This window comes from Shewanella sp. TC10 (assembly GCF_009663145.1).
Classification (GTDB): Bacteria; Pseudomonadota; Gammaproteobacteria; order Enterobacterales; family Shewanellaceae; genus Shewanella.
In genome coordinates, this window is record NZ_VKHR01000033.1 from 42,259 (window position 1) to 55,823 (window position 13,565).

12 protein-coding genes and 1 pseudogene are annotated in these 13,565 nt (G+C 40.8%); 2 read left to right on the forward strand and 11 right to left on the reverse strand.

Annotated features, from left to right (window positions below; translation table 11 throughout):
• The first annotated feature begins 90 nt into the window (after positions 1-90).
• Positions 91-642: a sugar O-acetyltransferase gene (locus FNZ24_RS12530; RefSeq protein ID WP_153914815.1), complete on the forward strand. Its 552-nt coding sequence runs from the start codon at positions 91-93 to the stop codon at positions 640-642.
• 50 nt (positions 643-692) lie between these two features.
• Here the strand turns inward: FNZ24_RS12530 and oleD are convergent, their stop codons facing one another.
• The 6 genes from oleD to FNZ24_RS12560 all read right to left on the reverse strand — a co-directional run bounded on the left by oleD (position 693) and on the right by FNZ24_RS12560 (position 8,366).
• Entirely contained in the window at positions 693-1,733 is a 1,041-nt protein-coding gene (oleD, locus tag FNZ24_RS12535; RefSeq protein ID WP_153914816.1) for a 2-alkyl-3-oxoalkanoate reductase, read from the reverse strand.
• Positions 1,734-1,790: 57 nt separating this feature from the next.
• Positions 1,791-3,476 (reverse strand): olefin beta-lactone synthetase, encoded by a 1,686-nt coding sequence (oleC, locus tag FNZ24_RS12540; protein ID WP_153914817.1) that lies wholly within the window; start codon positions 3,474-3,476, stop codon positions 1,791-1,793.
• 185 nt (positions 3,477-3,661) lie between these two features.
• Positions 3,662-4,546 (reverse strand): alpha/beta fold hydrolase, encoded by an 885-nt coding sequence (locus FNZ24_RS12545; RefSeq protein ID WP_153914818.1) that lies wholly within the window; start codon positions 4,544-4,546, stop codon positions 3,662-3,664.
• A 49-nt stretch (positions 4,547-4,595) separates the two neighbouring features.
• Positions 4,596-5,645 carry a 3-oxoacyl-ACP synthase III gene (locus tag FNZ24_RS12550; protein WP_153914819.1) on the reverse strand — a complete coding sequence of 350 codons (1,050 nt, stop codon included), beginning with the start codon at positions 5,643-5,645 and terminating at the stop codon, positions 4,596-4,598.
• A 255-nt stretch (positions 5,646-5,900) separates the two neighbouring features.
• A complete protein-coding gene (locus FNZ24_RS12555; protein ID WP_153914827.1) occupies positions 5,901-7,124 on the reverse strand; it encodes a methyltransferase in 1,224 nt (407 codons plus the stop codon).
• A 66-nt stretch (positions 7,125-7,190) separates the two neighbouring features.
• Positions 7,191-8,366, reverse strand: a complete 1,176-nt coding sequence (locus FNZ24_RS12560; protein ID WP_228768474.1) for a chemotaxis protein — start codon at positions 8,364-8,366, stop codon at positions 7,191-7,193.
• A 231-nt stretch (positions 8,367-8,597) separates the two neighbouring features.
• On the opposite strand from FNZ24_RS12560, the gene FNZ24_RS12565 reads away from it, so the two are divergent.
• Positions 8,598-8,822 (forward strand): DUF1289 domain-containing protein, encoded by a 225-nt coding sequence (locus tag FNZ24_RS12565; protein WP_153914820.1) that lies wholly within the window; start codon positions 8,598-8,600, stop codon positions 8,820-8,822.
• Between the two features lie 52 nt (positions 8,823-8,874).
• Here the strand turns inward: FNZ24_RS12565 and FNZ24_RS12570 are convergent, their stop codons facing one another.
• From FNZ24_RS12570 to FNZ24_RS21700, 5 genes and pseudogenes are all read right to left on the reverse strand, one after another.
• On the reverse strand, positions 8,875-9,231 hold the full coding sequence (locus FNZ24_RS12570; RefSeq protein WP_055022992.1) for a YajD family HNH nuclease: 357 nt from the start codon (positions 9,229-9,231) through the stop codon (positions 8,875-8,877).
• A 157-nt stretch (positions 9,232-9,388) separates the two neighbouring features.
• Positions 9,389-11,365, reverse strand: coding sequence for a BCCT family transporter (locus FNZ24_RS12575; RefSeq protein WP_153914821.1), 1,977 nt, complete (start codon positions 11,363-11,365; stop codon positions 9,389-9,391).
• A 484-nt stretch (positions 11,366-11,849) separates the two neighbouring features.
• The gene (locus FNZ24_RS12580) at positions 11,850-12,500 is read right to left on the reverse strand and encodes a DUF502 domain-containing protein (protein WP_153914822.1); all 651 of its coding nucleotides are present in this window, start codon (positions 12,498-12,500) and stop codon (positions 11,850-11,852) included.
• Positions 12,501-12,634: 134 nt separating this feature from the next.
• A pseudogene (locus FNZ24_RS12585) lies at positions 12,635-13,351 on the reverse strand (putative sulfate/molybdate transporter); the annotation flags it as partial.
• Positions 13,348-13,565 (reverse strand): hypothetical protein (locus FNZ24_RS21700; protein WP_228768475.1); only part of this gene is annotated, 218 nt, incomplete at its 5' end. The gene FNZ24_RS21700 and the pseudogene FNZ24_RS12585, both read right to left, overlap by 4 nt.

The following is a 13,565-nucleotide window of genomic DNA, read 5'->3' on the forward strand; positions in this document are numbered from 1 at the left end:
AAAGCTAAATTAAAAGAACAGTGTAGAAAACTAAAATAGAAGAATGCAGACAAAGAATGGCCATCTCATAATGAATAAATGGGTTCTAATATGACTGAAAAAGAAAAGATGTTAGCTGGTCTCACTTATGATGCATGGGAGCCAGAGTTGCTTGAATTACGAGCCCAGGCTAAAAAGTCGTGCCATCAGTTTAATCTGCTTTGTCCTTCTGAATCAGATAGACGTAACCAGATTTTAGACAAACTAATATCACCCAAAGGCAAGTGCCACATCGAAGCCAATTTATTCTGCGATTACGGTATTAATATCGAAGTTGGCGATAACTTTTATGCTAATCATAACCTGGTGATACTTGATGTTTGCCAAGTAAAAATTGGCGACAATGTAATGTTTGGTCCCAATGTGATGATATCAACTGCAACTCATCCTATTGACGCAATTGAGAGGCGTTCAACTGAATATGGTAAACCCATTACTATTGGCAATGATGTCTGGTTAGGTGGGAATGTTTCAATACTGCCAGGGGTTTCAATCGGTGATAAGGCGGTGGTTGGTGCTGGTAGTGTGGTAACAAAAGATATTGCCGGTAACGGAGTGTATGCCGGCAATCCTTGCAAGTTTATTAAATCTATCGATAAGTAAAACCTGTTGTTTTACTTATTAACTCTAACGACTAATTAACGCTTAAAGTATTAAAGAGATTGTTTTAGTCGCTGCATCCCTTCATCTATGTTGATCAGGGCTCGATAACCAAAATCTTGTTTTGCTGCGCTAATATCAAAATAGTGACAGGTAGATAGCTGACGGGCGACAAAACGCGTCATGATAGGTTCTTGTTGTTTATTCAATAGCCCATAAACCGACTCTAAAACAACCCCTGCAGTATATGCTACACCAGCAGGCACTCGTTTGGTGACAGGCGCAATATCAACACAAGCCAGTATTTTATTTAGCATAGAAGCCATAGTGATGGGTTCATCATTACTCAAAAAATACGCTTTGCCAGCAGCATTTGCTGTCGTGGATAAATCTACCGCTGCCAATATATGTGCATAAGCAGCGTTGTCCACATAAATGGTATCGACTAATTTATCTTGCTTGCCGACTAACTTTAGCTTACCTATTTTAGCCCGCTCAATAACGCGAGGGACAAGATGAGGATCTTCAGGCCCCCAAATTAAATGCGGTCTTAAAGCCGTCGTTTTAAACTCTTCACTATTGGCATCTAACACCATTTTTTCAGCAATTGCTTTTGAATGGCCATAATAATTCAGAAACTTTTCTGCATACGGCGCAGACTCATCAATCCCAGCTTCATCTTCACCTGCAAAGGTCACACTCGGTGTACTAGTGTAGACTAAACGTTCTATATTCAGCTGCTTACAAGCTCTAATGATATTGGCTGTACCATTCACGTTGGGTTCAAAGTAACTGTCTCTGCTGCCCCAAACACCCGCTTTAGATGCAACATGAAAAACCAGATCACATTCTCGCATTGCATTAAACAAACTATCGTAATCAGCAATATCTCCTTGAAACATGGTCACCCCCATGTCAGATAAATCAGGATAACTGCCACGCGCAAAGCCCACGACTTCGATATTCGCGGCTCGCAATCTTTTACATATCGTTTTACCTAAGAAGCCGCCTGCACCTGTGACAAAGACTTTATTCACCACAGGTTTAAGCGCCATTAGCGCTTGCTGTTCTTGTACTAATAAATCTTCAAACATTAATTGACTCTTCTAATTGGCAGTTAGCAAATTGGTGTTACTTCTTGCAAACACAATTTATTCCTTCCACTGTTTTTGCGCCCATACACTTAACTTTTCGCGGAATATTTTAGCGTTATGGCGGACATCAACAGGAAAATCAGGGTGGATTAAAAAACGATGGATCCCTTTTGTATGCTCGTACTTGTCAGCAATCTCGAGTAACTCTTGATATAGCATTTTACTGGTTGAGCAAACAATTCCTTTTTTAAGCTCCACACATAATAACGGCGCAGTTTCACCGTTCACTTCAATTGCAACAAGAGCAGAACGCTTTATCTGTGGATGAGTGTTAAATACCCGCTCACATGGGATAGAAAAGTAACGTTTATCACTATCTACGCGATGGGCTTTACGGCCGCACATCCATAGCTTACCTTCAGTATCAAGATAGCCAACATCGCCCATTCTATGCCGTACTAAATTCTGACTGTTTTTATTCTCAGCATCAGCACTGTCGGATATTTTAGCTGCAGCAGTTGCGCTGTCACGATGATAATAACTGCTACTTACCATAGGACCTTTAACGACTATTTCGCCAATTTCACCATGGTTTAAGGTTAACGATTCATCCCACTGATTAATCACCTCTTCAGTGATATCAATGATTGCGATATCAACCCCTTCAATAGGGTGCCCGACACAAATGCCTTTGCCGTTATCCGTGGCTTGGGTGGTGTCAAATAAAGCGGAACTTGGCATCATACTTATTGGTAGAGACTCAGTAGCCCCGTAAGAGTTTAACACTTCAACACTAGGTGTAAGCATTTGACTGAAAAGCTTAATTGACGAAATAGTGGCTGGTGCTCCTGCCGATATAACACGTTTGACACTGGTTAACTTATGGTTAGTTTGCTCACCAGCTTGGCCTAATCGCTCAAGTAAAGCTGGGTTAACGAACATATTCGAGCATTGATACTTTTCAATCGCGGCAAATAAATAATCTGGATTAGCTGTGATAGGTTTACTGGCATCCATAGCGGGGACAATGGATGCCATGCCCAGTGCAGGACCAAATAATGAAAACAACGGGAATGTGGCTAAGTCACGCTCACCTGGTGTAATACCGTAATCATGCTTTAACGCCTGAATTTGTGCTTCAAACATGCCATGGCTATACACCACACCTTTTGGCGTACCTGTACTACCACTGGTAAATAAAATAGCCGCAATCTCATCCCTTTCAAGTAACTGCATTGGATAAGAACCAGCGACACTTTCCTTGGGTAACTGATCAATACTCTTTGCACCAGACAACCAGCGCTGAAGGCGACTACCACCGACATTCAAATAATGAGTAACAGATGACTTACCCCACCCTAATACTCTGCGGGCAATATGCGCTTTGGGTATCCCAATGAACACATCTGGTTTAGCTTCTTCAAAACACTGTTTGAGGTTTTTAACCCCCATACCTGGATCAACCAAAATTGGAATAACACCAGCTTTGAACAATGCAAAAGTCAGCACAAAAAAATCTATGCTTGGCGTTACCATTAACACTGCTTTCATACCCGCTTTAATTCCATAGTCATTTAAGCGGTAAGCTATATCATCGGATTGAAAATGCAGATCTAGGAAATTAATTTCTTGATAAGAAAGCGAAGATGACTTTGCCGTTTGCACTGCTACTGCGAGTTCTTTTGGAGTATGCGTTGCAGCGTGCTGAAGATGGCGACAAATGTTAGCTGATGGTTTAGTCATAATAGTAATGTCATAGCTTTTAATGAGCGTTAGTAGTAATGGAGCGTTAATATTAATCGAGCGTTAGTATTAATGAAGCTTTAAATGTCTTTACGCTTTACTTAAGTTAAATCAAGCCAATTAAAACCGAGAAAATAAAAAGGGCATTAAAAAAATGCCCTTAATTTTGCTCTTAGTTAACACAATTAGCTGTTAGGTTGTTCAGCCATAAAGTGTTGAATGAGGCCAATCACGTCTTCGCTGGCATCTTCAAGAATGTAATGACCGCAATCATCAAACTCACGGACTTGTGCATGCGGCATGTGTTGACGCCACTTTGCTAAAAAGTGTTTGTCGAAAACAAAATCCTGTAAGCCCCAACAAATCAAAGTTGGTACATCTTGAAACTTAGTTAAACTATCGCCAATTTCTGATACTAAATCATAATTACGATCTTCTGGCTTTAATGGAATATCCTGCACAAAGCGTAACGTTGAAATGCGGTTTTTCCAATTATTAAATGGAGCCACATACGCTTCACGTACTTCCTTATCCATAGGTTTACGTTTAACACCCACATAAGATGCGATAGAAGAGAATGCATTAAAGCCTCTAACTAAAAACGTCCCTAATATCGTTTCACGGCAAACCCATAATGCCCATGGGAACGATTTAGTCTCAGGCAAATGGAATGCCGCAGTATTTAAAAAGACTAAGCGTTTGATGCGTTCAGGGTAGCGTGCAGCATAACCCATACCGATCATTCCACCCCAATCATGAACAACTAAGGTTATGTTTTCTTTGACGTCCAGATGATCAAGCAAAGCTTCTAAATCATCAATTCGATTTTTTAATGTGTAATCGTACTGAGGATCATCAGGTTTATCCGATAGTCCACAACCAATATGATCAGGCACGATGCATTGGTGAGTTGGGCTTAATGCACTCACCAAATTACGATAGTAATAACTCCAACTTGGGTTACCGTGAACCATAACCACAGGCTCGCCTTGACCTTCGTTGACATAATGTAATTTATTGCCATTACGATCTAAGTAATGACTGTCAAAAGGCAACAGATTCTCTAACATGATGCTTCCTAATAATTTTTATAATACTGTTAAATAACCAGTTGGATGACTACCACTTAATGCCAAGCATCATACAGTTCAATCCACTGCCTATTCCTAGAAAGCTCACTTGATCGCCTAGCTTTAAAAAACCTTGGTCATGTGCAATCGCAGCCGTAACAGGAAGCGAGACTGTGCCCATGTTGCCAAGTGTTTCATAAGTTGGAAATTCTTTCTCATGAGGAATATCTAACGCGTTTAATACTTGCTTACGGTTTGATGCGCCAACTTGGTGACAAATCACTTTATCCACTTGCTCAACTAACCAATCTCGTTGGGTTAAGAAGTGCTCCCAAGTATGCTTAGCTAAATCAACACCTTCTTTTAATAAGGTAACAGCGTCAGTGCGCATAAACTCACGATAGAAGTTAGGGCTGGTTTCTTGCAGGCCCCATTGGCATAACTCATGGTGCTCAGGAGCCGATAAATGGCTCGCACCTAACAACTGGTGCTGTCTGTCATTTCTAAGGGGCAAACTGCCATCTGTTAAAATAACCGCAACAGCGCCAGAGCCACCAGTAAGGGTCGCTAAAGACTGAGCAAAGTTTTGCATCGTCGGTTCTGACAGCATGTTATCAATGGTGACTTCAACGATATCACGAGCAGATTCACACGAAACCACCATACCCGCTTTGATTTGTCCTAACTCAATGCGGTTTGCAATATCTAAAATACCCGACAACACACCTAAACATGCATTACTGATATCGTAAATCGCAGTATCTTTAGACACACCTAACTCAGCAGCAACACGACATGCAGTCGCTGGCTCATGCTGATCGCGACAAACGCCGGTATAAACCACAGCGCCTAAATCACTTACACTAATGCCTGTTTCATCTACAGCTTTGCGCGCTGCACATAAAGCACCGTCAGATAAACGATAGCCTTTTGGCCACCAACGACGTTCTTTGATACCGGTTAATGCAGCTAATTGCCCCATTGGAATACGAAACTTTTGATAAAGCGGCGCAAGGCGAGATTCTAGGTCTAGGCTAGACACCACTTGGGGTGCTAACTCATAAGCCATACTATTAATAAAAACGCGGGAATATTTCATGAAACCGTATCAATCGCTCACTTTAAGGTCACTTTCAGCAACCGTATTTATTGGTATTTGTTATTAACCCGCCATTTGAGCAAGAAAAACCCAAATATTCAATATAAAACCACTTTTAGTCGCAGATAAATCTATCTAAACCACACTTTATATGACAAAAATTTCTTTCTGGTCAATTAGGTTTAATCTGCCGCATATAAATATAGGAATATATAACAGCGAGTTAGATAACAATTCGAACATAGATAATAGTAATTATCTTTTTTGAGCCTGAATGAGGCTATTTCTTGGGGTAATACTGTTTGAACAAAATTCAAACACTTCAACTTGGTAATTATGTTGCTCTAAAAAGCACACTCTGTCTAATATTAGCCAGTGCTCTAAAATCCGTCTAAACAAGTGAGCCACTAAATCAATCCGTCGTGTTAGGCGTTGTCTATGAAAACCAATATGTAAATATTTTTCTATATCTTTGATAGCAGTAATATCGACCTGCTTTTGCGCAGCAGCCCAATGACAAAACTCAGTAAAACTTGCTGAAAGTTGACTTCGTTTGATGCTGGGAATGGGCAAGTAACAATTCGAGCCAGTGGCATCACGCTGCAAACTATCAAAAGCTAAGCGCCAACATATCTCTTGATGTCTTAGGCTTAGCTGTTTTTGGTTGGCTATTACGCTTTGTTGTAATGGCAACTGTAAATCATGGCGCGATAACCTAAAGCCAGCTTGCTTAGCAACGTTAGATAATGGCTGGTATTGCTTAGCTTCAATTAAATGATAACAACAAGGTGAAAACGAAATTGACTGAGTCTCTGATTGAGCAGCTAAGTCTATTAATTTAACGTGCAAATCACCGCACGCATGTAAAGCCACTGCATGTTGCTTAGCTTTTAGAGGATTGTCAGTTAACTTAAACACATCCGTGCAGCGAAACTGCTGCTGAAGCTGCCAGCGATTAGCAAAATCTTGACCTTGGTCGCACAAGCTTTGTTGCCACTCAAGGCTAGTGACATTGGTATCATGGGTTTTCGCTAAGTATCTGCCTAAATGCCCTTTTCCTGCGCACCACTCTAAAATAGGTAAGCTATCCATTGGGACATGATCTGCAAACTGAGTAATTTGTTGCCACTTTCGGCCTTTTATATGGGCACTAAAATGGCTTAACTCTTTTTCTGATAATCTGAGCAGACTATCAATGCTCGGTTGATGGCCAATACTCGGTTGATGACAAGCCTGCCCGTCATTCATTAGCATTGCCGCTAACTCATCTGGTTTTATTGCGTTGTCAGCTTTTGTTGCTATATCTTCCAGTAAACTTGGCAACAAAAAAGAGACTAACTTTTGCTGATCAATATCTAATGCATCAATATCGGCATCGTCTATTTGCCATACGCTCTTTGCCAAAGTTGGAAACAATTGCTCCCAAGGTAAAGATTGACACTCAAATGCTTGCACTTGCCACAAAGGTCTCAGCGACATTAAACATGCACTGATTTGCGTAAGCTTTTGCGTGTTTGGTGAACTAATAGCCAATGCCGAAACCTTTTATGCTTGTTGTTTTATTGCCATTCGCTTGCCTAACCAGACACCGAATCCTAATGGCGCAAAAAATACCGCGATTAAGAACAAAATGAAATACAAAATCAAACTTTTGAGAGTTTCAGTGATTTGCTTAAACACTTGCTCAACTGTTTTCTGGGTCAAATCATCAATATCTTGCACTGCTGCTACCCGCTCTCTGGTGACCATCTCAACTAAAGCTTCACGCTCATTAGTCAGTAGCAAAGTTAAGGTTTCACGCTCTTTACTGAGTTGCTGAATTTTATCATCGGTTAACTCACTTAATTCAGCCAGTAAGGGGCTGAGTTCAGTGCGCATATCCGTCGCCAACATGGTCATCATCTCAGGCGTTTGCTCCATTAACGCTTGAAACTTAACGGTTGTCTCACTGATGTTTTTAAGGGCTTGTTCAACATCTGCTGCATTTACATCAGCGTGCAAAGCATACAGCTCCGCTTTCCAGCCTAGAATTTTAGGCATTTGCTGAGTCGTCATCGCCATTCTATCTGACATGTCACTCATCACTTCGGGCATTGAGCCAAATGTGGTGATTGCTTCAAATTCTGAAATTTCGCTGTAGGCTAGCCAGTCTTGAAACGCAGAGGTTCGGCTAAAACTTATATCTTGAATTGGATTATCAGCTACATATTGTTTTACAAAAGCTTGATGCTTTTTGTAACTACTTGAGCCCACAAACCCTTTAACCGTTTTAGCAAATTGAGTCGACAGCATTTGGCTAGCTTCAATGGCGATTGATTGATGCTCGCCAAATACATCGCTACCAGCGCCTTCAGAAAAGTATTGATTCATCTGCTCGGTAAACACCCATGTATCTAACATTGCAGCAACGGGTGATGCCTGAAAAATAGCACGCTGAAGGTTTTGTTCAGAGTAAATTTTCCACATTAAAGTATTCGAGATAATGCTGACATCATCTGTGCTGTTAGCAATAAGATCAGCACTGGCTTCTACTTGAGTATAAAAAGAGTAGCTAAACTCACGGCTAAACATTCGCATGTTTATTTGCTCTTTTGGCAAAGGTTCTACACCGCTTTCAAGTTTTACCTCAAGTAACGAACACCCGGTCATTACCGCTAAACTTAAGCCCATCATTGTCACAAATGACATGCGCTTTACTGCTGAACATAGCCATGTTTTCATGGTATTCTCCACAAACCTGTAGCAATTTAGCCAAGCTTACTCAACATTAATCGGTCGCATTAGTTACAATAAAACACAAAATAGCGACAGTTAACCAGTAAGATTAACCAGTTGATATATAATAATTTAATTTCATCGCAGACTAATTTTTATCGAGTTTTGTGTCTAGTGTTATTAATGAAAATATATAAAGCCAATTGCTCCCTTAACGTTTAATTATAGGATCTAAATATGCACTCACCTTGCGTTGCCAAATGCGGACTCAACGATGATGATTTTTGTATGGGTTGTTTCAGGCATATCAATGAAATTGTAGGTTGGGGAAAAGCGAGTGAAGAACGTCAGCAGCAAATTTGGGCTTTACTCCCCGCAAGAAAGGAAACCATGAAGGGAGGTAACAGTCAGCAAGTTATCAGCCGCGAAAAATGGCTTGCTGCAGAAGGAAAGCTTACTTAAACAAAAAAGGTTACCCATATAGGTAACCTTTTATTTTTTATCGACGAAAACTTTATTTTTTCATCATCGATTTCAAATCAGCAAACGGATTGTAAGTTGCTGCTTCTTGCTTTACTTCAGTGGTACTGCCATAACGGATCAACTCTTCAAATCGAGAATGCTCGTTATCATGGCAATACAGGCACAATAACTCCCAGTTAGAGCCATCTGATGGATTGTTGTCATGATTATGGTCAACATGATGTACCGTAAGTTCACTTAAGTTCTTATGAGTAAATTCCCGTGTACAACGTCCGCAAACCCAAGGGTAGAGTTTTAACGCTTGTTCGCGGTACCCCTTTTCTCGGCTGGCTTTATATTCTCTCGCTTCCGCTAAGACTTTATCGAGTTTGCTTTGAGTACCTGACATCAACTTTCCAACTTTTGTTTATGTACCATTAATGGCTAATTATAAATATTAACCTAAAAAATTACCCCAAGGATAATCTCAGTTATCACTTGGGGCAATGTTTTCTATCACAGACTGAGTCTAATGATTATATCTAGCAAAGATGATTACCGACTGTTTAGTCCGTCACCAACTCTGAATTAGATAAATGCAGATAATGCAGATAACGTTCATATTGATTGACGATATCAGCAATAATCTGCTCTTGGGTGTACCCCATCACGTCATAATGCTGGCCACCGTGCTCTAAGAACACTTCCACGCGATAGTAATCCTGATCACTATCAAACACTTCAATATCTGCGCCATTCATGGTGAATGCTCGTACACGCAAGCCATAGGCAAACGGTAAGGTTTCGTTTTCAGCATTACCAATCACTAACCTAATACGTTCATCGTCTTGAGTAATCACTGCAGATGCGCCTTTAGCGGCAAATGTTTGTCTTACTTCTTCAAGGCCAGGCTTGGCAATGTTATCAAGGAACTTTTGCGCATCTTCTTGAGTTGGCTGAGAAACCAATACGTCAATACGATCTTTCCAGCTCATGTTGGCTTTAGCAAATTGCACACTGGTGTTGTGAGACTGAACACTGTTTAACTTCAAGTAATCGTCTTGCAGAGCCCTGAACAAACCGATACACATCAACATCATTACAATCAAAAACGGCATCGCACTTGCGATAACGGCAGTTTGAAGTGCTTGTAAGCCACCAGCAAGCAATAATACTGATGCTACAACACCTTGTAAGATAGCCCAGAAAATACGTTGCCAAACCGGTGCTTTTTCATCACCACCAGAGGTTAAGTTATCAATCACTAACGAGCCTGAATCAGATGACGTCACAAAGAATGTCACCACTAAACACACTGAGACAATCGACAATAAAGATGAAAATGGCATATGTTCAAAGAACTTGAACAAGGCAACTGAGACATCTGTCGAGACCGCTTCTGCAAGATAAGTTGCACCATGATTCATAATTGCATCAATAGCGCTGTTACCAAATACTGTCATCCATAGGAAGGTAATGGCAGATGGTACAAACATGATCCCAATCAGGAACTCACGAATAGTTCGACCTCGGCTAACACGTGCGATAAACGTTCCGACAAATGGGGACCATGAAATCCACCAGCCCCAATAAAGTAGAGTCCAACCACCAATCCAATCTTCTTTTTGATCGTATGCATAAAGATTAAAGGTTTTACCCACTAAGTCACTTAAATAGCCACCCGTGTTTTGCACAAAGGCTTGCAGTAAAGCGACGGTAGGGCCGAGTAATAACACAGCAACCAGTAGGAATATCGCTAGCCCAAGGTTAAGCTCACTTAAGCGCTTAACCCCTTTATTAAGGCCAGAGAAAACAGACAAGGTAGCAATAGCGGTTATCACCACAATCAAGCCAACTTGGGTTATCGCAGTGTTTGGGAAGCTTTCAATAAGATAACTTAAACCTGAGTTAACCTGCAGCACGCCAAAACCAAGCGAGGTTGCGACGCCAAACATGGTACCCAACACAGCAAAAGTATCGACAATATGGCCAATTGGACCATAAATGCGTTCACCAAATAGTGGATAAAGCGCTGAACGTGGTAACAATGGTAATTTATGACGGTAAGAGAAATAAGCTAAGCTCAACGCAACGACAGCGTATATAGCCCAAGCATGGATCCCCCAATGGAAAAAGGTAATTTTCATTGCCTCTTTCGCAGCTTCAATAGATTCTGGACTAGTATCAGGCGGCGCTAAATAATGCATTACAGGTTCTGCAACACCAAAGAACATCAGACCGATGCCCATACCTGCCGAGAACAACATCGCAATCCAGCTTTTATAACTGTAATCAGGTACTGCGTGATCAGGACCTAATTTAATATCACCAAAGCGGCTCATCATGACAAACATAATGAAGATAATAAAAATGGCGACCCCTACGATATACAACCATCCAACTTTAAGTTGCAACCATGATTGTACTGACTGAAAAAAGTCAGCAGATTGTTGTGGCCATATAGCGCACATTAGGACCATCAGGGTGATTAGGGTGACAGACGAAAAAAATACAGGCGGGTTTATACTGGCCTTACGTAACATTAATACTCCTAGTTTGGAGTGAAAAGAAATTTAGGTTAATCAGCAGCTAATAATATGGATTCCCTAAAAACTAATCGTTAGATTAGCATAATTAACCGCCTCACTTTGTTTAACAGCATACACTTTGAACAAAGCTTTACTTTGCGATCACACCTATCACATAACATTAACAGCAAACATCAATCTAGCTACACAGTCACTGCCAAAAACTTGTCAATGTCAGAAAAGTCATAAAGGTTAATAGTTAGTTTATAAGGGAAAGATGACAGCTTTAATATTTCAGTTTTAACTTAAGATATCAGCAGCTAACATTAGCTCGAAAGTTGGATTATCAAATTAACTGGTTATGGATAATCGCATTATAGAAAATTGGCTGAGTAGAAGTGTGAAGTGAATAAAAGAGTGAAGTGAGAGCTTGAATACTCCCTTGTGAGTATTCAAGGGAGTAAAAGCTGACAAAGCCAGTAAGGCTTTTTAAAAACTGTTATTTTGCGTCAGTTGTTTCAGTCTGATTTTCTTCTACAGACTTTTTAAGCGGTTTTTTATCATGAACTGCTGTAATCGATTTCGCTGAGATCCCAGCGGTTAAGTTAAAGCGCATCGCATCTTCAAAAGACCAATCGACTTCAATTAGATCTTCTCGTTTCACTAGGCTTGTAACACCGGCCATTTGATAACTTAACTGGAATAACACCGGTACCCAATCACCTTCAGGTAATGCTTCAGTCAAAGGTTGCGGCGCAGTCTGATTCATAATAAAGCCAACCACATAGCCACCGTTGGCTTGCTTAATTAACACTGTTTTTTGATTCTTCGGCTTACCATCCCGCTTCATTAAGCCAGCAATATCTCGGATACTGCCATAAACAGACTTGAATAAAGGAAACTTCATTAACTGCTGTTCAACCCAGCCGTATAACCAAGCAAAAGGGCTAAATGAAAATAACAGTCCCGAAATAAAGACCAATACAGCAACTAAAATAAACCCAGCACCAACAAAGCTATTTTCAAGGTCCACAATATCCAGTAATAAATGACCTAAGCCGTCTAAAGATATGAACAATGACCAAAATAACCAGAGACTTAACACCATAGGTAATAAGTTGGTTAAACCGCGGGAAAGGGTATTTTTCATTTAGCTCACAATAAGGAAGGGTTAAATGAAAATGTTAACACAGTTTGCTCATTAGTCACTTCGCATGTACAAGATGACAAATGAGCATGATGACATTGTGATCGCCATCACGCTCAAAGGAGGCGATTTTGAAGCTAGTTTTTCGGCGCTGACAAGGTTTGCCATTGGTGACGCCCCAACTCTAAGACCACCCCAACGGCTAATCCTACAGCAGTGTTAATAGCAAGACACGCTAACGCTGTGGTAAAAATAACGAAGATACAAAAAGGTTTACCATCAATAAATCGCTTTGACCAAGCAAGCTGAGTACCTGCAATAGCCAGTAAACTTCCCAATACCGCAAGCGGAATAAGTGATAGCACAGTTGCAATTCCCTGCCCCCAAAATGCCGCTATTAATAAACAGCTGGTACCAAAAATAGCTGGAGCAATCCAAGTACGAGCGCCAAAGTGATATTGAACAGTTAACCCGCCTGCACCATGACACATGGCTCCGCCGCCAAAAGGCGCCATGAGTAAATTTGCCCAACCTGAACTCTTTGCAAAAGCTTGCGGGGTAAATTTCTCACTGTCTTCAGGAAACGTATCTTTCGCCATCGCCGATATTGCGATTACCGCATTCGTTAACGTTAAAGCTAACTGCGGCAGCACTAATAAAATAGCAGCCGAACTCCACTCATGAGTTTCTGGCCAACTCAAATGCCAAGGTGCTGCCTGTGCGAAATTAAAACTAGGTGTAGTTTGGCTTAAATATTGCCAAGTAATGCCAAATAAAATAACCAAAGGCATGACAATATATTGCATTGGCATGAAACGGCTTAGAAATAACGCTGTAAAAGCAAGTAAGCCTAAGGCAAGCCACCTCTATGTGTGCAAGGTTGTACCCAAAGGGCAATGGATTTTGGGGATATGGATGAATTAATGAGTAAATAGCCAAATGCCCAGCGCGCGAATTTTGCACCTTTGCCACAAGAGTCAATCACCACCCCCAATTTGTTAATTAACCCCTGTAACCAGGCTCGTCCATCAGGCTCTAGTGATGGTGCAATAAATAACTGGAATGAAG

Coding starts and splice junctions, on each gene's coding strand:
- FNZ24_RS12580 (WP_153914822.1), bottom strand. CDS start 12,500: ATGAAAAATACCCTTTCCCGCGGTTTAACCAACTTATTACCTATGGTG.
- oleC (WP_153914817.1), bottom strand. CDS start 3,476: ATGACTAAACCATCAGCTAACATTTGTCGCCATCTTCAGCACGCTGCA.
- FNZ24_RS12570 (WP_055022992.1), bottom strand. CDS start 9,231: ATGTCAGGTACTCAAAGCAAACTCGATAAAGTCTTAGCGGAAGCGAGA.
- FNZ24_RS12575 (WP_153914821.1), bottom strand. CDS start 11,365: ATGTTACGTAAGGCCAGTATAAACCCGCCTGTATTTTTTTCGTCTGTC.
- FNZ24_RS12555 (WP_153914827.1), bottom strand. CDS start 7,124: ATGTCGCTGAGACCTTTGTGGCAAGTGCAAGCATTTGAGTGTCAATCT.
- FNZ24_RS12545 (WP_153914818.1), bottom strand. CDS start 4,546: ATGTTAGAGAATCTGTTGCCTTTTGACAGTCATTACTTAGATCGTAAT.
- FNZ24_RS12530 (WP_153914815.1), top strand. CDS start 91: ATGACTGAAAAAGAAAAGATGTTAGCTGGTCTCACTTATGATGCATGG.
- oleD (WP_153914816.1), bottom strand. CDS start 1,733: ATGTTTGAAGATTTATTAGTACAAGAACAGCAAGCGCTAATGGCGCTT.
- FNZ24_RS12550 (WP_153914819.1), bottom strand. CDS start 5,645: ATGAAATATTCCCGCGTTTTTATTAATAGTATGGCTTATGAGTTAGCA.
- FNZ24_RS12565 (WP_153914820.1), top strand. CDS start 8,598: ATGCACTCACCTTGCGTTGCCAAATGCGGACTCAACGATGATGATTTT.
- FNZ24_RS12560 (WP_228768474.1), bottom strand. CDS start 8,366: ATGAAAACATGGCTATGTTCAGCAGTAAAGCGCATGTCATTTGTGACA.